Origin of the sequence: Agrobacterium deltaense RV3 (assembly GCF_900013505.1) — a bacterium.
GTDB classification, from domain to species: Bacteria; Pseudomonadota; Alphaproteobacteria; order Rhizobiales; family Rhizobiaceae; genus Agrobacterium; species Agrobacterium leguminum.
In genome coordinates this window covers 367,816-386,773 of the sequence record NZ_LT009746.1, presented here as the reverse complement: position 1 = coordinate 386,773, position 18,958 = coordinate 367,816, and the positions used below count along the sequence as shown (strand labels likewise).

General features: G+C 59.7%; 17 protein-coding genes. 13 read left to right on the top strand and 4 right to left on the bottom strand.

What is annotated here, in order from left to right; translation table 11 throughout:
- The first annotated feature begins 42 nt into the window (after nt 1–42).
- From AGR7B_RS16130 to AGR7B_RS16085, 10 genes are all read left to right on the top strand, one after another.
- A complete protein-coding gene (locus AGR7B_RS16130; RefSeq protein WP_080857307.1) occupies nt 43–987 on the top strand; it encodes an ABC transporter permease in 945 nt (314 codons plus the stop codon).
- Entirely contained in the window at nt 984–1,802 is an 819-nt protein-coding gene (locus AGR7B_RS16125; RefSeq protein WP_035221040.1) for an ABC transporter permease, read from the top strand. Before AGR7B_RS16130 ends, AGR7B_RS16125 begins: the two co-directional genes overlap by 4 nt.
- Nucleotides 1,799–3,433 carry an ABC transporter ATP-binding protein gene (locus AGR7B_RS16120; protein ID WP_080857303.1) on the top strand — a complete coding sequence of 545 codons (1,635 nt, stop codon included), beginning with the start codon at nt 1,799–1,801 and terminating at the stop codon, nt 3,431–3,433. Before AGR7B_RS16125 ends, AGR7B_RS16120 begins: the two co-directional genes overlap by 4 nt.
- 13 nt (nt 3,434–3,446) lie before the next feature.
- The gene (locus tag AGR7B_RS16115; RefSeq protein ID WP_162934178.1) at nt 3,447–4,289 is read left to right on the top strand and encodes a serine hydrolase; all 843 of its coding nucleotides are present in this window, start codon (nt 3,447–3,449) and stop codon (nt 4,287–4,289) included.
- 29 nt (nt 4,290–4,318) lie between these two features.
- Complete coding sequence (locus AGR7B_RS16110; RefSeq protein ID WP_162934177.1) at nt 4,319–5,863, top strand: ABC transporter substrate-binding protein; 1,545 nt, start codon at nt 4,319–4,321, stop codon at nt 5,861–5,863.
- Between the two features lie 126 nt (nt 5,864–5,989).
- Nucleotides 5,990–7,432 carry a M20 family metallopeptidase gene (locus tag AGR7B_RS16105; RefSeq protein ID WP_080857300.1) on the top strand — a complete coding sequence of 481 codons (1,443 nt, stop codon included), beginning with the start codon at nt 5,990–5,992 and terminating at the stop codon, nt 7,430–7,432.
- 78 nt (nt 7,433–7,510) lie between these two features.
- Complete coding sequence (locus tag AGR7B_RS25965) at nt 7,511–7,669, top strand: hypothetical protein (protein WP_158080268.1); 159 nt, start codon at nt 7,511–7,513, stop codon at nt 7,667–7,669.
- A gap of 280 nt (nt 7,670–7,949) precedes the next feature.
- A complete protein-coding gene (locus tag AGR7B_RS16095) occupies nt 7,950–8,879 on the top strand; it encodes a sugar ABC transporter substrate-binding protein (RefSeq protein WP_003524584.1) in 930 nt (309 codons plus the stop codon).
- 240 nt (nt 8,880–9,119) lie between these two features.
- Nucleotides 9,120–10,661, top strand: a complete 1,542-nt coding sequence (locus tag AGR7B_RS16090) for a sugar ABC transporter ATP-binding protein (RefSeq protein ID WP_080857299.1) — start codon at nt 9,120–9,122, stop codon at nt 10,659–10,661.
- Between the two features lie 32 nt (nt 10,662–10,693).
- Entirely contained in the window at nt 10,694–11,725 is a 1,032-nt protein-coding gene (locus AGR7B_RS16085) for an ABC transporter permease (RefSeq protein ID WP_003524582.1), read from the top strand.
- Between the two features lie 81 nt (nt 11,726–11,806).
- Here the strand turns inward: AGR7B_RS16085 and AGR7B_RS16080 are convergent, their stop codons facing one another.
- Nucleotides 11,807–12,562 carry a gamma-glutamyl-gamma-aminobutyrate hydrolase family protein gene (locus AGR7B_RS16080; RefSeq protein ID WP_003524581.1) on the bottom strand — a complete coding sequence of 252 codons (756 nt, stop codon included), beginning with the start codon at nt 12,560–12,562 and terminating at the stop codon, nt 11,807–11,809.
- Nucleotides 12,563–12,866: 304 nt separating this feature from the next.
- On the opposite strand from AGR7B_RS16080, the gene AGR7B_RS16075 reads away from it, so the two are divergent.
- Nucleotides 12,867–13,964 carry a TRAP transporter substrate-binding protein gene (locus tag AGR7B_RS16075; RefSeq protein ID WP_003524575.1) on the top strand — a complete coding sequence of 366 codons (1,098 nt, stop codon included), beginning with the start codon at nt 12,867–12,869 and terminating at the stop codon, nt 13,962–13,964.
- A gap of 388 nt (nt 13,965–14,352) precedes the next feature.
- Here the strand turns inward: AGR7B_RS16075 and AGR7B_RS16070 are convergent, their stop codons facing one another.
- Entirely contained in the window at nt 14,353–15,822 is a 1,470-nt protein-coding gene (locus tag AGR7B_RS16070; RefSeq protein ID WP_080857298.1) for a TRAP transporter large permease, read from the bottom strand.
- A gap of 32 nt (nt 15,823–15,854) precedes the next feature.
- Complete coding sequence (locus AGR7B_RS16065; RefSeq protein ID WP_065657269.1) at nt 15,855–16,394, bottom strand: TRAP transporter small permease subunit; 540 nt, start codon at nt 16,392–16,394, stop codon at nt 15,855–15,857.
- 414 nt (nt 16,395–16,808) lie between these two features.
- On the opposite strand from AGR7B_RS16065, the gene AGR7B_RS16055 reads away from it, so the two are divergent.
- Entirely contained in the window at nt 16,809–17,033 is a 225-nt protein-coding gene (locus AGR7B_RS16055; RefSeq protein ID WP_003524572.1) for an aa3-type cytochrome c oxidase subunit IV, read from the top strand.
- 69 nt (nt 17,034–17,102) lie between these two features.
- On the top strand, nt 17,103–17,636 hold the full coding sequence (locus tag AGR7B_RS16050; RefSeq protein ID WP_208616049.1) for a hypothetical protein: 534 nt from the start codon (nt 17,103–17,105) through the stop codon (nt 17,634–17,636).
- Nucleotides 17,637–17,652: 16 nt separating this feature from the next.
- Here the strand turns inward: AGR7B_RS16050 and AGR7B_RS16045 are convergent, their stop codons facing one another.
- Nucleotides 17,653–18,897 (bottom strand): NAD(P)/FAD-dependent oxidoreductase, encoded by a 1,245-nt coding sequence (locus AGR7B_RS16045; protein WP_080857296.1) that lies wholly within the window; start codon nt 18,895–18,897, stop codon nt 17,653–17,655.
- Between the last annotated feature and the right edge of the window lie 61 nt (nt 18,898–18,958).

Sequence of the window (18,958 nt, the reverse complement as noted above, 5' to 3'; positions counted from 1 at the left end):
AGAGGCGGGATACCATTCCCCGCCATCAATCGTGGGGAACCGATGATAAGATTCATACTGAGCCGTCTTTTGATGGCGCTGCCGACGATCGCATTCGTGTCGATCACGGTCTTTGCGCTCATCCGCTTCATTCCGGGCGATCCGGCTGCCCTGATGCTGGGCGACATGGCGCAACCGGAGCAGATCGAGGCGATGAGGACCGAACTCGGCCTCGACAAATCCATGCCGCAACAGTTCATCATCTGGGCCGGCAATGTGGTGCAGGGCGATTTCGGCCGCTCCATTGTCAATGATGAGGCGGTGCTGCCGCTGGTCGTGTCGCGTTTTCTCGTCAGTGCCGAGATCGTCGTGGTCGCGGTGCTGCTAGCCAGCCTGATTGCCGTTCCGGCGGGTGTTATCGCCGCCTGGAAACAGAACAGCCTCACCGATCTTGCGCTGGTGGGAACGGCGACCCTGCTTCTGTCCATTCCGACATTCTGGCTGGGTCTTCTGCTTCTTCTGTTTTTCGGCCTCAAGCTCGGCTGGTTGCCGGTGCTGGGATATGTGTCGATCAGCGACAATTTCGTCGGTGGCCTACTCTATCTCGTCCTGCCCGTCATGACGCTGGTGATCCATGAAATGGGCGTTCTGATCCGCATGGCGCGTGCCTCCACGCTGGAAGTGCTGCGGCTGGATTACATCACCCATGCCCGCGCCAAGGGCCTTTCGGAAAGCGCCGTTCTCTGGCGGCACGCCTTCAAGAACGCCTTCGGCCCGACATGGACGATGATCGGCCTTATCCTCGGCAATCTTCTCGGCGGCATCGCCGTCATCGAGACAGTGTTCACCATTCCGGGGCTCGGACGGCTGATGGTCGACAGTATTTTCGCCCGCGATTACCCCGTCATTCAGGGATGCCTGCTGTTCGTCTCGCTGTCCTATGTGCTGGTCAACCTCTTCGTCGACCTTCTTTATCCCCTCTTCGATCCGCGTGTGGTTGCCGAATGAAAAAGTTCACACTTAACGGGCTTATCGGCGGCTTTCTCATCGCCCTCCTGCTCATCACCGCCGCAACCGGTCTGTTCTGGACGCCCTATGACCCGATGAAGCTCGGCTTTGCCTCGCGTCTGGCCGGCCCAAGCGCCAGCCATCTTCTCGGCACCGATGAATTCGGGCGCGATGTTTTGAGCCGCCTGATGGTGGGTGCCCGCGCCAGCGTCTGGATCGGCTTCCTGACGGTCAGCTTCGCAACGATCTGCGGCACGCTGATCGGCCTTGTCAGCGGTTATGCGCGCGGCTGGGTGGATGGCGTCATCATGGCCATCAACAATGCGCTTCTTGCCTTTCCGGGCATTCTGCTAGCGCTCGGCCTGCTCGCGGTTTTCGGCGCAAACCAGTATGGCATCATCTTCGCACTCGGCATCGCCTATACGCCATCCATGGCCCGCGTGGTGCGCGGTGCGGTCCTCTCATTGCGTGAGCGGGAATTCATCGAGGCGTCGCTGGTGATGGGCAATGGTGAGATCTACACCATGTTCCGCCATATCCTGCCCAATTGCATCGCGCCGATCACGGTTCTTGCCACCTCCATGTTCGGCTGGGCCATCCTGTCGGAAAGCGCGCTCTCCTTCCTCGGCCTCGGCGTGCCGCCGCCGGCCCCCACCTGGGGCAACATGCTGGCCGCCGGCCGGCCCTTCATCCAGCAGGCCGTCTGGCTAGGGCTTTTCCCCGGTCTGTGCATCGCGCTGACGCTGCTTGGCATCAATCTTCTGGGAGATGCCCTTCGCGACAGGCTTGACCCGCGCATGAGAGGTCTCAAATGACGGATAATACACTTCTCACCGTTCGCGGCCTTTCGCTCGAAGTCGCCAGAACCGGCCACCGGGTGGTCAAGGATGTTTCCTTCGATATTGCGGCGGGCGAAATCTTCGGCATCGTCGGCGAAAGCGGGTCGGGCAAGACGCTCGCCACCCGCGCGCTCATCTCGCTTCTGCCACCGGCCATCGCCGTCACCGGCGGGTCGATCATCTACAAGGGGCAGGATGTCATGTCCCTGCCGGTGAAGGAGCTTCGGCGTCTGCGCGGCGCGGAGATCGGCGTCGTGTTTCAGGAGCCGATGACCTCCCTAAACCCATCGATGACGATAGGCCGGCAACTGGAAGAGGGCTTGATCCTTCATACCAAATTGTCGCCGGAAGAGCGCCGCGAGAAAATTCTCGACATGCTGCGGCGTGTGGGCATCCGCGATCCGGAAGGTGCGCTGACGGCCTATCCGCACGAGTTCTCCGGCGGCATGCGCCAGCGCATCATGCTGGCCTCGGTCATGCTGCTGAAACCCGCTTTGCTGATCGCCGATGAGCCGACGACGGCGCTGGACGCGGTCATCCAGCGCGATGTCATGGAACTGATGGTGGAGCTGACGCGGGCGGAAGGCACCGCCGTTCTCCTCATCAGCCACGATCTGCCGATGGTGGCACGTTATACCAGCCGTATCGTGGTGATGGAAAAAGGCGCTATCGTCGAACAGGGCCGCACCGAGGACCTGCTGGATGCGCCGCAGCACCCCTATACGAAAAAACTGCTTTCCTCCCTGCCATTCCGCGGCGAGCCACGCAATATCGACACCTCCAAGGCGCCAATGGTTTCGGCCCGCGATATCGTTGTGGATTATGCCGGCCGCAAATCTCTGCTGAAGAAGGCCAAACCGAAGCGGGCGCTGCATGGCGTCAGCATCGACATTCATGAGGGCGAGGTCGTGGCGCTCGTTGGCGGTTCCGGTTCCGGCAAGACGACGCTCGGCCGCACCATCGCCGGGCTCGTGCAGGAGAGCGAGGGACATATCCGCTTTCAGGGCCGCGAGCGCAACGAGGACTGGAAGGATTACCGCCTGAATTGCCAGATGGTGTTTCAGGATCCCTATTCCTCGCTTGATCCGCGCATGACCATTCAGGCGCTGGTGGAGGAGGCGCTGCGCCTCGTGCTGGGCCTCGACCAGGCCGCCAAGCGCAAGCGGGCGCTGGAAACCCTGGAGGAGGTGGGGCTCGGCGCTGATTTTGCCGCCCGCTATCCGCACGAGCTTTCCGGCGGCCAGCGCCAGCGCGTGGCGATTGCCCGCGCCATTGCCCGCCGTCCGCGGTTCCTGATCGCCGACGAGCCGGTCTCGGCGCTCGACGTGACAGTGCGGGCGCAGGTGCTCGATCTCTTTTCCGATCTGCAGAAACGTTACGGCTTTTCCTGCCTGTTCATCAGCCACGATCTCGGTGTGGTGGAGCAGGTGGCCGACCGTGTCGTCGTCATGCAGGACGGTCGCATCATCGAAGAGGGTGACCGCGACACGATTTTCGACAGTCCGAGGGAGGCCTATACGCGCCGGCTGCTCTCGGCCATTCCCGCCCTCGACCAGAATGAAAAGGGCGGCGTGACACTGAAATGGCGTCTGGAAGATGAAGTTTAACAGGAAGATGACTATGACCGTTGCTGCCCAACTGAATGCGATCTGCGATGCACAGCCTTTCGTGACACGCTTCATGGTGCGCAATCTCCTGACCGGAGAAGAGATCGGCCGGGGGGAAAACGAGGAGACGCCATCGGGCAGCACCCGCAAGACGTCGATCATGATGGCCGTACTCAAGGCCGCCAGCGAAGGGCGGATCGATCTCGGCCAGCCCGTCACCTATGAAAAGCGGCTGGCGGAAGAGGTTGCGAGCGGCATGTTCCGTTATATGACGCCAGGCATCGTCATTTCGCTACGCGATGCCGTCGCTGGCATGATGGTGCTGAGCGACAACGTCTGCACCAAGATGGTGCTGGAGAGGCTGACGCTGGAAGAGGTGGACGGCTATTGCAAATCGCTTGGCATGGCCAATACCCATCACCGTTTCCTCATTCCGCCGCTGGCGCTGGCGGCCGACCATCCGCTGAAAACCGTCACCACCACCTCGGCGGCGGATCAGGTGCTGCTGCTGCAGACTATTCTCGATGCGCAGTCCTCGCAGGTGGCGCAGGCAAAGCTCGGTTGCAGCCCGCAATTGTGCGAATGGGCCATGCAGACGCTGAAGAACCAGATTTTGCGGTATGGTATCCGCTCCCGCCTGCCCTTTGAGGCTGTGGTGGCCAGCAAGAGCGGTCGCGGCAAGCGCGGGCGCATGGATGCCGGCATCGTCTACAGAAACGGCGCGCCGTCCTTCATCATCACCACTTATACCGACGAGGTGCCGCAGGTGATGCCTGACGGTACGCCGGGATACACCATCGCGCTCGAAACGATCGGCCGGCTGGCACAGGCCTGCTGGGACGGCTTTCACCAATGACAATCAATGACAACAAAGAGGGTAGAACAGTGAAAAAACTTCTTCTCGCAGGCGTTGCCCTGCTGGTAACGGCCAATATCGCGGCGGCCCGCGACATCACCATCGCCCAAAGCTCGGATCTTCGCAGCAACAATCCCGGCGTGAACCGCGACGGCAATACGGATGGGGTTATCCTGCACATCGTCGAAGGTCTTGTCGGCTACAACAACGCCGGTGAGGTGAAGCCGCTTCTGGCCGAGAGCGTCGACGTTTCGCCCGATGGCCTGACCTATACGTTCAAGCTGCGCAAGGACGTGAAATTCCACAATGGTAAGCCGCTTACCGCAGAGGACGTCGTCTGGAACTGGACGCGCTACCTGAAGCCGGAAACGAAGTGGACCTGCCTCAACGATTTCGCGGAAGGCGGGGCAGCGCACGTCACCGGCGTCAAGGCCACGGATGCATCCACGGTCGAGATTACCCTCGAAAAACCCTCCGCCGTTTTCCTTGGCCTGATGTCGCGGCCGGAATGCGGTTATACCGGCATGATCTCGCCGGAATCGGTTGCTGCCGATGGCAGTTTCGCCAAGCCCATCGGCACCGGGCCGTTCCAGTGGGACGAGTGGAAGAAAGGAGAATATATCCGCCTCGCCAAATTTGCCGATTATGTTTCGCCGGCAAATGACGGCAAGCCGGACGGCATGGTCGGCTCCAAGCGCCCGCTCGCCGATGGCATCAAGTTCATGGTCATTCCCGATGCTTCGACGGTGAAGGCGGGCCTTGAATCCGGTGTGCTCGATACGGCCGAGATTTCTCCCGATCTCATTCCGGAGTTCAAGACTAATGATAAGATGCAGCTCATCGTTGCCCGCAACAACGGCAAGAACCTTTTCTACATTCAAACCCGCGACAAGGTTCTGAGCAATCCCGGCGTGCGCCGCGCCATGGCGATGGCGCTCGATCTCGATGAACTGGTCGCCGCCGCATCGAACGGCACGGGTGAAGCCAACGGTTCGATGGTCTCGCAGGACTCGGTTTATTATGACGAGGCCCAGAAAAAGCGCCCGGCCTATGATGTCGAGGCGGCGAAGAAGGAGCTGGAGGCCGCCGGTTACAAGGGCGAGCCGATTTCCATCATCGCCAACAAGCGTGGCAACGTGCCGAGCTTCCCGGCCGCCGTCATGGCGCAGGCGATGATGCAGCAGGCGGGTCTCAACGTGCAGATCGAGGTGCTGGACTATGCCACGCAGGTGGATCGCCGCCGTTCCGGCAATTATCAGGTGATCTCTCAGTCGGTCGCTCCGCGCCTCGATCCGGCGCTGATGTATGCCTTTTATGTCGGCAACAAGGACAAGAACGCCTCGCTGATGTGGGACGATCCGAAGGCGATAGAACTGATGAAGGCGGCTTATGTCGAAGCCGACCAGACGAAGCGCCAGAAGATTTTCGACGAGTTCCACGAACTGATGCTGAAGGAAATGCCGGGCATCTTCCTTTACGACATGGTCGATGTCTGGGGCGCGACGAAGAAGCTAAAGGGCCAGCCAGTCTGGCAGTCGAACGCCCGCCTCTGGGAAGTCTCGGTCGACAACTGATTCATTATGCCCGCGCCGGAAGCGGACCTCGGCGCGGGCTTTCCAATATGAAGCGCAGGACTTTGGCGGTGCATCCGCCGAAACGTTTGCGCGTGCCCGTAAAGGGCAAAAATGCGAGGACAAGCCATGACCCGTGACGCCGTGATGTCGATTGCCGCCGAAGTCGAGGCGATAAAGCCCGATTTCACCACCTTGAGCGACAGCATCTGGGATTTTGCCGAACTCAAATTCGAGGAACAGCAATCTGCCGGCGTTCTGGCGGGCGCGCTTGAGGAAAACGGCTTTGCGGTTCGCCGCGGCATGGCAGGCATGGAGACGGCCTTCATCGGCGAATTCGGCAGCGGCAAGCCGGTCATCGCTTTTCTCGGTGAATTCGATGCGCTGGCCGGCATGAGCCAGGTGGCCGATGTGGCTGAGGCGCAGCCGCGTGAGGTGGGCGCCACCGGCCATGGCTGCGGCCACAACCTGCTCGGCGTCGGCTCATTGATGGCCGCTATTGCGCTCGCCCGGCATCTGAAAGCCAATAATCTGCACGGCACCGTACGCTATTACGGTTGCCCCGGCGAGGAGGGCGGTTCCGGCAAGACCTTCATGGTGCGCGCCGGCCTGTTCGACGATGTCGATGCGGCTTTGACGTGGCACCCCGCGCCCTTCAACGGCGTGCGCTCCACCAATAACCTGGCCGTGCTGGAATATTTTTACCGTTTCAAGGGTGTCGCGGCTCATGCCTCCAACGCTGCCCATCTGGGGCGCTCGGCGCTCGATGCCGTCGAACTGATGAATGTCGGCGTCAATTTCCTACGCGAACACATGCCGCAGGATTGTCGGGTGCATTACGCAATCACCGATACCGGCGGCAAGGCGGCGAATGTGGTGCAGGCCAGGGCAGAAGTGCTCTATCTGATCCGAGCCCCGGAAATGCGCCAGGCGCTCGATCTTGCCGCGCGGGTGGACAAAGTCGCGCGCGGCGCGGCGATGATGACCGAAACAGAGGTGGAAATCGTCTTCGATACCGCCTCCACCAATCTCCTGCCCAACATCACGCTGGAAACGGCGATGCATGAAAACATGGTGGCGCTAGGCCCCATCGCCTTCGACGAGGCGGATATCGCTTTTGCCAAACGCATTCAGGACACTTTCACCGACGAGGCGATCAAAAGCAGCATCAGGCTCTATCAGATCAAGGGCGATGTCTTTTCCAACCGGAAGATTGACGGGTCGACACCCCTGCATCTCGGCCTGCGCGATTTCGAGGGTCAGTCGCATTTTCGGGCGGGTTCCACCGATGTCGGTGATGTCAGCTGGGTGACGCCAACCGCGCAGTGCTGGACGCCCGCCTGGGCGATCGGCACCAATCCGCATACCTGGCAGGTGGTGGCGCAGGGCAAAAGCCCCGCCGCCCACAAGGCCATGGCCCATGCCGCCAAAACACTCGCATCGACCGGCTTTGCGCTGATGACCTCGCCGGAACTGCTCGCGAATGCTAAAAGGGAATGGCAGGAAAAAACCGAGGGCAGCAAATATGTCTGCCCGATTCCCGCCGATGTCATGCCCGGTTCCCATCGATAGAACGTGGTGCACCAACACGCCCATTCTGCTGAACCTGTTCCCTTCTCGCGTATTTTCGCCGGTGGAATGGTGCCTCCCATGAGCGCGCTAAGCGAAAAGATGAGACCCGCCGGTGGCTTTGCCAATGGCGGGGTCTGCGGGTCCGGCATTGAAAACGGACCTTCCGCCATATTCTTCGTGATCCTCTGTTTCGGCCCGCGCATCCATGATTTCAACGGCTTATCGATCCCCGCCTGACGAGTGCGGGTAACGTTGAAGAAGCTTCGGCGCAGTTCCCGGCAATCCGCCACGAAACTCCTTCCTCCTGAAATCCTGCCTCATCACCGCCTTGTGTGCCGCTTCGCCGCCTTGCCGTGAAGAAAGCATTGACGTTTGGACCAAAAATGGAATAAATATATCGAACAGACAGAAAATCGGTTTCATTATTCCGTTTTCTGGTTGTGAGGAGGTAGCGGCGGGCTCTCGGGTTCGCCTCCGGCTGGGAGAGGTGGCGCCGGACACCGAGGAGGAGAAAACAATGAAGAAATTTATCATCGGCGCAGCCATGTCTGTGCTTCTGGGCACGGCGGCGCATGCGGAGACCGTAGGTGTCTCGATGGCGCTGTTCGACGACAACTTCCTGACCGTGCTGCGCAACGGCATGCAGGATTATTCCAAGGAGCTGAAGGGCGTGACCCTGCAGGTCGAGGACGCGCAGAACGACGTTGCCAAGCAGCAGAGCCAGATTCAGAATTTCATCGCGTCCAAGGTCGACGCGATCATCGTCAACCCGGTTGATACGGATGCGACGGCGGCGATGTCCAAGCTCGCCGCCGACGCCAAGATTCCGCTGGTTTACGTCAACCGCCAGCCGGTTAACGTCGATAGCCTGCCGGACGGCCAGGCATTCGTCGCCTCCGACGAGACGGTGGCCGGCACGCTTGAAGCGAAAGAAGTTTGCCGCCTTCTCGGTGGCAAGGGCAATGCGGTCATCATGATGGGTGAGCTTTCCAACCAGGCGGCACGCATGCGCACGCAGTCTGCCAAGGACGTTCTGAAGACCGACGAATGCAAGGGCATTTCGGTTGTTGAAGAGCAGACCGCGAACTGGCAGCGCACGCAGGGTTCCGACCTCGTCACCAACTGGCTCTCCAGCGGTATCGAATTCAATGCCGTCATCGCCAACAACGATGAAATGGCGATTGGCGCGATCCAGGCCCTGAAGGCCGCAGGCAAGGACATGAAGAGCTATGTCGTCGCCGGCGTTGACGCCACGCAGGACGCCCTTGCCGCGATGCAGGCGGGCGATCTGGATGTGACGGTGTTCCAGGATGCGGCAGGGCAGGGCAAAGGCGCTCTCGATGCTGCGCTGAAGCTCGTCAAGGGCGACAAGGTGGAGAAGAAGGTCTACATTCCTTTCCAGCTCGTCACGCCTGAAAACGTCAAGGACTACGTGGCCAAGAACTAACGGCCGCCTTCCGGCATCTGCGCCCGTTCAGATTGATATTGGAGGCAGATGCCGGTTTCCGACGGCGCCGAAGACAAGCTTCGGTGCGTGAGCGGATTACGATTGAATTTCAGTGAATTCCAAGTGTTGCAGCGCCTTCCATGTCGTGATCGACATGGCGCTGCAAGCCTCCCCGGAGGCAAGGGTGCGCCATCTGGCAAAGCCTGTTTCCGGTCATTTTTGTCTATTGTGGAGGATGAGATGGTCGTCAGTCCATCGACAATGGCCGCCGTGCGCGCCAGCGGAGCCGTGCCGAATGCGGAGTATCTTCTCGCGGCGGAAGGCATACGCAAGGAATTTCCCGGCGTCGTGGCGCTTGATGATGTGCAGTTCAAGCTGAAGCGCGGCACCGTGCATGCGCTGATGGGCGAGAATGGCGCCGGAAAATCGACGCTGATGAAAATCCTGGCCGGCATCTACCAGCCGGACAGTGGCGAAATTCGCCTGAAAGGCGCCGACATACGTCTCGATTCCCCGCTCGATGCGCTGGAAAACGGCATTGCCATGATCCATCAGGAACTGAACCTGATGGCGTATATGACGGTGGCGGAAAACATCTGGATACGCCGCGAGCCGAAGAACCGGCTGGGTCTCATCGACCATGGCGAAATGTATCGCCGCACCGAAACGCTGCTGGAAAGGCTGGGCATCGATCTTGATCCGGAAACCCGCGTCGGCGAGCTTTCGGTGGCAAGTCGCCAGATGGTCGAGATCGCCAAGGCGGTTTCCTATGATTCCGACGTTCTCATCATGGACGAGCCGACATCCGCACTGACGGAGCGCGAGGTCGAGCATCTCTTCCGCATCATCCGCGATCTCCGGGAACGCGGTATCGGTATCGTCTACATCACCCACAAGATGAACGAGCTGTTCGAGATAGCCGATGAATTTTCGGTTTTCCGCGACGGCAAATATATCGGCACCCACGCCTCGACCGATGTAACGCGTGACGACATTATCCGCATGATGGTGGGCCGTGAAATAACCCAGATGTTCCCGAAGGAAGAGGTTCCGATCGGCGACGTGGTGCTTTCGGTCAAGAATCTCACGCTCGACGGCGTTTTCCACGACGTTTCCTTCGAGGTGCGCGCCGGCGAAATTCTCGGCGTTGCCGGCCTTGTCGGATCGGGCCGCTCCAATGTGGCGGAAACGGTGTTCGGTGTAACGCCCGCATCCTCGGGCACGATTGCAATCGACGGCAAGCCGGTATCGATCGACAGCCCGACGAAGGCGATCAGTCACCGCATGGCGTTTCTGACGGAGGATCGCAAGGATACGGGATGCCTGCTGATCCTGAATATTCTGGAGAACATGCAGATCGCCGTCCTGCAGGACAAATATGTCGCCAATGGCTTTGTGCAGGAAAATGCGCTGTCGGATGCCTGCGAGGAGATGTGCCGCAAGCTCCGGGTCAAGACGCCGCATCTTTACGAGCGCATCGAGAATCTCTCGGGCGGGAACCAGCAAAAGGTGCTGATCGGCCGCTGGATGCTGACCAAGCCGCGCATTCTGATTCTGGATGAGCCGACACGCGGCATCGATGTCGGAGCCAAGGCGGAAATTCATAAGCTGGTTTGCGAGATGGCGCGCCAGGGCGTCGCCGTCATCATGATTTCCTCCGAAATGCCGGAGGTTCTGGGTATGAGCGACCGTGTCATGGTCATGCATGAAGGTCGGGTGACGGGCTTCCTTGATAGAAGTGAAGCCACGCAGGTTAAAGTGATGGATCTCGCATCGCGGTGAGGCGCGCCGGGATTTCTCGAGGAGGAATGACTATGAATACGAACGCCGCCGCCAACACAGAGTTGGACGCAAAATCCGGACGCAAGCCGCACCGGCGCATCCCGCCGGAGGCCAATATCTTTTTCGTGCTGATCGGCATCGCGCTGGTTTATGAAATTCTCGGCTGGATTTTCATCGGCCAGAGCTTCCTGATGAACCAGCAGCGCCTGACGATCATGATCCTGCAGGTCTCGGTGATCGGCATCATCGCGGTCGGTGTCACGCAGGTCATTATCACCGGGGGTATCGATCTCTCTTCCGGTTCCGTCGTCGGCCTGACGGCGATGCTGTCCGCCAGCGTGGCGCAATCGTCCACATGGCCGCGGGCGCTTTATCCGGGGTTGACCGATCTGCCCTTCTTCATACCGCTCGCCGTCGGCATATTGGCTGGCGCCCTTGCGGGCTTCATAAACGGGCAACTCATCGCCCGCACCAAAATTCCGCCCTTCATCGCAACGCTTGGCATGATGGTGACGGCGCGTGGTCTTTCCAAGTGGTATACTAAGGGTCAGCCGATCTCCGGTCTGACGGACGGTTTCAACTTCATCGGCACGGGCATCTGGCCGGTCGTGGTGTTCCTCGTCGTCGCCGTCATCTTCCACGTGGCGCTGCGTTACACCCGCTACGGCAAGTTCACCTATGCCATCGGCGCCAACCAGCAGGCGGCACGCGTGTCCGGTATCAATATCGAGGCGCATCTGATCAAGGTCTATGCCATTGCTGGCCTGCTCGCCGGTCTCGCCGGTGTCGTCACCGCCGCCCGCGCACAGACGGCGCAGGCCGGCATGGGCGTGATGTATGAACTCGACGCCATCGCCGCAGCCGTTATCGGCGGCACATCGCTCGCCGGCGGTGCAGGCCGCATCACCGGAACGGTGATCGGCACCATCATCCTCGGTGTCATGACGTCGGGCTTCACCTTCCTCCGGGTGGACGCCTATTACCAGGAAATCGTCAAGGGCCTGATCATCGTGGCCGCGGTCGTTGCCGACGTCTACCGACAGAAGAAACGCGCAAAGCGCTAAATCCTCCTCCCAGACTTGGGGCAGGCCTTCAGGCTTGCCCCTTTTTTGTGTTCCCGTGAGCCGAGGGGGATCGGCTAAGGTTCATGCCTTGCTGTTCCGATAGTCGTGGACGGCCTTGCCGAAGGCCTCGAACAGTGCCCGGGAGGGCGCGTCCGTCTCAGCCCAATATTCCGGATGCCATTGCACGCCGACAGCAAATCCTTTGGCGTCGATGACTGAAACGGCCTCGATTGTGCCGTCCGCCGCCGTCGCCTCCACCTGCAGGCGTGGAGCGGTCTCGGCGATTGCCTGCCGGTGCAGCGAATTGATCTGGATTTCGCCCGACATGCCGAGATGCTGCGCGATGCAGGAGCCTTCGCGCACATGCACCGGCTGGCGGATGGCGAAGGCCACGTCGCGGTCGTCATGTTCCGGCTTGCGGTGGTCCCATATGCCAGGCTGCTCCTGAATTTCGGACGCAAGCGTACCGCCCAGCGCGACGTTCAGCTCCTGAATGCCGCGGCAGATGGCCAGCATCGGGATGCCGCGTTCGATAGCGCGGCGAATGAGCGGCAGGCTGGTGGCGTCGCGGGCCTGATCGAACGGGCCGTCGCTTTCCTGCGCCTCTTTTCCGTAAAGGGAAGGATGCACATTGGTGGCGGAGCCGGACACGAGCAGGCCATCCACCCGGTCGAGAATAGCGTCGACCTCGTTTCCGTCCTCGAAGGCCGGGACAATGAAGGACATGACACCAGCCACCTTCAGCGCGGCGGAAACATACTGGTTCTGCGCGGCGTGCCAGTCGGCTCCGGTGAAATGCCGGATGTCGGCGGGAACGGCAATAATGGGTTTTGGCATGGTGGCTCCGGGACGAATCTTCGAAATTTGTGCGACTGCCGGCTGACCAAGTCAAGCACGCGTTTTGCGTTATGAGGATCCTTTATGCGCCTAAAGTATAAGGCGATGCCGGGATATTTCAGTTGGAAATAAAATACGAAGCAGAGTTTCCGAAAATTCCCCGAAAGGCCGGTTTTTCCGCGATTAATTCTTGGTGCGGGTGCTTGTCAGCCGGGCCGTAACCGTGCTTACTTTGCTGCGATGCCTGAACAGCAACGAGGGGAATTCAAAGCTGCGGGCAGCGTTCATATCTGGGAGGATATAGATGGATCGCCGTTCCTTTATGAAAAAAGGTGCGCTTGCGGGAGCTGCTACGGCAGCGCTGGCCGCGCCCGCCATTGCACAGCAGAATACCAAGATCAACTGGCGCCTGACGTCGTCGTTTCCGAAGTCGCTCGACACGATCTATGGCGGCGCGGAAGATATTGCCAAGCATGTCGCCGCCGCAACCGACGGCAATTTCACTATCCAGCCCTTTGCCGCCGGTGAAATCGTGCCCGGCCTGCAGGCGGCCGATGCTGTATCGTCCGGCACGGTGGAAATGTGCCACACCTGCTCCTATTATTACGTCGGCAAGGACCCGACCTTCGCCATCGGCACGGCAATACCTTTCGGCCTCAATGCCCGCCTCACGAACTCATGGTTCTATGAAGGCAACGGCAACAAGCTGCTCAACGAGTTTTACGCCAAGCACAATCTCTACGGCATGATTTCTGGCAATACCGGCGCGCAGATGGGCGGCTGGTTCCGCAAGGAAATCAACACCGTCGACGATTTCAAGGGCGTGAAGATGCGCATTGCCGGTCTCGCCGGCAAGGTGGTGGAAAAGCTCGGCGTGGTGCCGCAGCAGATCGCCGGCGGCGATATCTATCCGGCGCTGGAAAAAGGCACCATCGACGCGGCGGAATGGGTCGGTCCCTATGACGACCACAAGCTCGGCTTCCAGAAGGTGGCGAAATATTACTATTATCCCGCCTTCTGGGAAGGTGGCCCGGTCATCCATTCCTTCGTCAATCTGGAGAAGTGGAACAGCCTGCCGAAAAACTACCAGACGGCGCTGCAGGACGCCTGCGCCTTCGCCAACACGAGCATGATGGCGAAATACGACGCGAAAAACCCGATCGCCATCAAGCAGCTCGTCTCTGAAGGTGCGGTGCTCAGGCCGTTCAGCCAGGAAATCCTCGAGGCTTGCTACAAGGCTGCGCTGGAGGTCTATGCCAATATTTCGGCCTCCAATCCGGACTTCAAGAAGATCTACGAAGATCAGGTCGCCTTCAAGCGCGAAGGTTATCTGTGGATGCAGCTTGCGGAATACACGTTCGATACTTTCATGATGATCCAGCAGCGTAACGGCAAGCTCTGATTATTCGGTGACGGCGGACCGAGCAAAGGCCCTGGGGATTTCGGTCTCCGGGGTTTTTGTTGTGTGCGCATGCCTTCACGCATCCGACAACAAAGGATGATTTACGATCAATTCCGTTGTGGGCAAAAGCAGCAGGCTCCGGGGCCAGCCGGAGTGTCGGCGAGGATTGGCCACGCCGACCTCGGCAAAGGCCTTGCTCTCAACTGTGGAGGTGATGCGATGTGGAAAACGCTGAGCATTACGCTTTGGTTTAGGAAGAACCGGACGGGCTGGTCTGTCTCCGTCCGGTTCAATTTTCTAAGCAGATAAGCAAACGGAAGACGGGTGTGCACTCCCGTCTTCCACTCCGCAACTATAAGCGTTTCGCCTAGCCCTTACAAGACGCCGATCAGGGTCCGATCTTCGGGGGCTCGCCAAGATTCGGCATGCCCGGTAACCCACCCGGCTGGCTGAAATTGGGCATGGTGTTGCCACCCTGATTGCCGAAGGCGGGCACTTCGATCTTGATGGAATTCAGATCGACTTCGGGCGCCTTGTCCAGCCAGTAGGTGACGGATTCCGGCCAGAAGATCACGATGGCGACGAGGATGAGCTGCATGCCGAGCCAGGGAATCGCGCCCATGTAGATATCCGATGTCTTGACCGTGCCCGGCGCGATGGAGCGCAGGTAGAACAGCGCAAATCCGAAGGGCGGATGCATGAAGCTCGTCTGCATGTTGATGCAGATCAGAACGCCGAACCAGATGAGGTCGATACCGAGCGACTGGGCGATCGGCGCCAGCATCGGAATGACGATGAAGGCGATTTCGAAGAAATCGAGGAAGAAGGCGAGGAAGAAGATGAAGATGTTGACGAAGATCAGGAAGCCGATGGGGCCGCCCGGAATGCCCGACAGCATATGCTCGATCCAGAGCGAACCGTCCATGCCCTGAAAGACGAGGGAGAAGCAGGTGGCGCCGACCAGAATGAACACCACCATGGAGGTGATATGCATGGTGGAATGCATGCCCTGCTTGATGAGGTCCCAGGTGAGGCGGCGGTGCGCGGCGGCCAGCGCCATGGCGCCCACGACCCCGAGCGCACCGGCTTCGGTGGGCGTTGCGAGGCCGAGGAAGATGGTGCCCAGCACGAGGAAGATCAGCACGATGGACGGGATCATGCCCGCCAGCACGCGGAACACCAGCGCCCGGTTGAGTTCTCCCCGCGCTTCCGGCGGCAGCGCCGGCAGGTCCTTCGGCCGCACGACCGACATGAACAGGATGAAGAGCATGAAGATGGCGACCTGCAGGATCGAGGGGCCGATGGCGCCCAGGTACATGTCGCCAACGGATTTGCCGAGCTGGTCGGCAAGCACGATCAGCACCAGCGAAGGCGGGATGACCTGCGTGATCGTTCCCGATGCGGCGATGACGCCGGTGGCAAGTCGCGGGTTGTAACCATATTTCAGCATGATCGGCAGTGAGATGACGCCCATGGTGATGACCGAGGCGGCAACCGTGCCGGTAATCGCACCAAGGATCGCGCCGACGATGATGACGGCATAGGCGAGACCGCCGGGAATGGCGCCGAACAGCTTGCCCGTCCCTTCAAGCAAATCTTCCGCAAGCCCGCATCGCTCGAGGATCGCGCCCATGAAGGTGAAGAAGGGGATGGCCAGCAGAAGGTCGTTCGAGACGATGCCGAAGATGCGCAGCGGCAGGGCCTGAAGAAAGGCCGGCGAAAAATGCTCCGTGAAGATGCCGATGACACCGAAAACGAGACCTACGGTGGCGAGCGAGAAAGCAACCGGAAATCCGTAAAGCATGAAGATGATCATGCCGAGGAACATCAGTGGCGGAAGAATACCATATTCGAACATGGGAAATATCCTGAAGGTTCAGATCGGTGCGATCATTGCAGGGGTTTTTCGTACTTCGTATCGAGCGCATAAAGCCCGTTGAGGGCGCCTATGCGCTTGATGAGTTCGGAAAAACCCTGAAGAACCAGAAGTGCGAAACCGGCGAAGATGATGAATTTCACCGGCCAGCGGATGAGGCCGCCGGCATTGGAGGACATTTCGCTCTGATGCCAGGATAGCGTGAACATAGGCCAGGAAAGCCAGGCGAGGTAAAAGCAGCCGGGAAGCAGGAACAGCACGATGCCGATAATGTCCACCCAGATGCGGCTGCGCGGTGAAATCGCGCCATAAATGATGTCCACTCGCACATGTTCATTCATGCGCAGCGTGTAGGATGCGCCGATCAGCACGATGAAAGCGAACATGTACCACTGGATTTCCAGCCAGCCGTTCGAACTGTAATTGAAGGCATAACGGACCATGGCATTGCCGGCGCTGACGAGGCAGCAGATGAGCACGAGATAACCGGCAACCTTGCCCAGAGCTTCGCTTGCAAGGTCTATCAGCGCGCTTAGTTTTAAAAGCGATTTCATAACTTTCCCCTCTTCCCTTTTCGGGCCCTTTGCGGGTTTATGGCGGAGAGCAAAGCCCGGTGCCCCTGCTGCGGCCACGCCTCCACGTGCTTCCGCTGCCACAGGCTCCAGAGTTCCTCCCCACAGAATCCCGTGTATGGTCAGGCGGTTCGAAAAGCAACCAAAACCACCATGAAACAGCTTGGCGGACAGCCGTTTTCAACCGTTTGCGAAAGAATGTTGCCCAATGACATGTTTTGCCCGGTTGAGCTGTCACGGTGCATGCCATTGCCGCTCTTTCGCTGAGAACGCATTGCGCTTTTCGGCGACTTCATGTTACCTCTGGTTACGGAGAATCCGGCATTGGCCCGTGATCGTCCACGGGCAGATTTACCGTGTGACGGGCATGACGGATGGAGCACAAGGGGAAGCGGAATGAGCGAACACCACACGGGTCCTGTCGAAGTCGGCGCCGAGATGAACTATGCCGAGCACGAAAAGACCTATAACGGTTTTCTGGCCTTGACGAAGTACGGCACCATGATGCTGTGCGTGCTGATGCTGGCCATGGTCGCGGGTTTCTTCACCACCGCCGGCTTCCTTGGTGGCCTGGTCGTCTTCGTCGTGCTGTCGGCTGCGGGTTTCTTTTTGCTGCGCTGAACGATCCCGTTCATGAGCGGTTCCCGTGCCGGGGACCGGGCGATGCCGGATAACCGGAAAGGCCAAGCCATGAAGCGTCTGTTATATTGTCTGTTTCTGCTGGTGGCGATTGCGCATCCCGCTTTGTCACGCGATCTCTCACCTGCCGAGCAGGATAGTCTTCGCACGCAGATAGAGCGATTTCAGACGGCTTTGAGCACGCAGGATTTCGATGTCGTCGGCAAGACGGCGCCGCCGAAAATCTTCGAATTCATCGCAGGCGAAGCGGGTATTACCGCAGAGCAATTGCGTGGCGCCTTGACCGCGCAGATGCAGATGACGCTCGCGGCGGTCAAGATAACCGAGTTTACCATGGATACGCAGGCGATCAGCCTTGCGCAAACGTCTGATGGAACGCCCTATGCGCTCATTCCGACCAGGACGGTGATGGAAACCGGCGGCCAGACGATAGAGGCGAAATCCCACACGCTGGCGCTGATGGACGGTGCGGACTGGTATTTGCTGCGGGTGAGCGACCAGCAGCAGGTCACGATCCTGCGCAAGGTCTATCCGTCCTTCGCCGAGGTGGTGTTTCCGGACGGTTCCATGCAGCCGGTGAAATAGGTTCTTTTTCCCGAACTCAGGAAAAACGTCCCGGCCGGAAAGGATCGATCGAGATTTCCGTCTCCTCTCCGCTGGCCAGTTGCGTCACCAGACGGGCGGTTGCTGCCGATTGTGTCAGCCCCAGATGGCCATGGCCGAAGGCATAGATGACGGAGGGCGTGGCGCGTGCCGTGCCGATGACGGGAAGACAGTCCGGCATGGATGGGCGGAACCCCATCCATTGTTTCCCGCCTTCCAGTTTGAGGCCGGGCAGGAAACGTCCTGCTTTCTTCAGCATGGCTTCCGCACGGCGGAAATTCGGCTTCAGTTCCAGCCCGCCGAGTTCGACCGCGCCGCCGATACGGATGCCCGTCGATAGCGGAGTGACGACGAAGCCATGATCGTTGAAATAAAGCTGGCGCGTCAGGTTGAAAGCCTCGGGGGAAAGCGTGGTGTTATAACCACGTTCGGTTTCCAGCGGCACGACGTTGCCGAGCGTCGCGGCAAGTTTTCTCGACCAGGCGCCGCAGGCGATCACCACTTTGTCGGCATCGATCTTGTCGCCATTTTCCAGCGTCACGATCGTACTTTCGCCCACGGCATCGATGCGTTCGGCCTCGCCTTTGCGCAGGCTGGCGCCGCGGGCCATTACCAGATCGAAAATGGCGCGGGTGAAATCGTAAGGGTCGGAGACCTGCAGGCCATCCGGCGAAAACATGGCATGGCGGAACTGGGGCGCGAGACCCGGCTGCAGTTCCTCGATTTCGGGGCGGCCGACGTGCTGAAAGGTGAAGCCTGCGCTTTCCTTTTCGTCCCAGTCCCTGCGGGCAGCATTGAGACTTGCCTCGCTGTCATAAAGATCGAGCGTGCCGGTTTTCGAAACGAGATGCGAGAGTTCCGGCATCGCCGCGACATGGGCCATTTCCATGGCAGCCAGCCGGTTGATGTCCGTGAGTGACTTCAGCCCATGGCGAAAGTTGCGCTCGGCGCTCGCGCGCCAGAAACGCCACAGCCAGGGTGCCGCATAGGCGGGCGGCACGCTGAGCGGGCCGAGCGGATCGAACAGCCAGCGCGGCGCTTTTTTCATGATGCCGGGAGCGGGAATGGGGATGATTTCGGGGAAGGCCAGAATGCCGGCATTGCCGGAACTCGCGCCCCGGGCAACCTCGCCGCGCTCCAGCAGCACCACCTCGCGTCCGGCATTCTGCAGATAAAGCGCCGCCATGGAACCGATAATGCCGGTGCCGATCACCAGCACATCGCATTTCAGGGTTTTGGTCATCGGCGCTCCTGCAACACAAATCTTTCAACCCCGCATAACAATGAATGCCGCCCCGATGAAA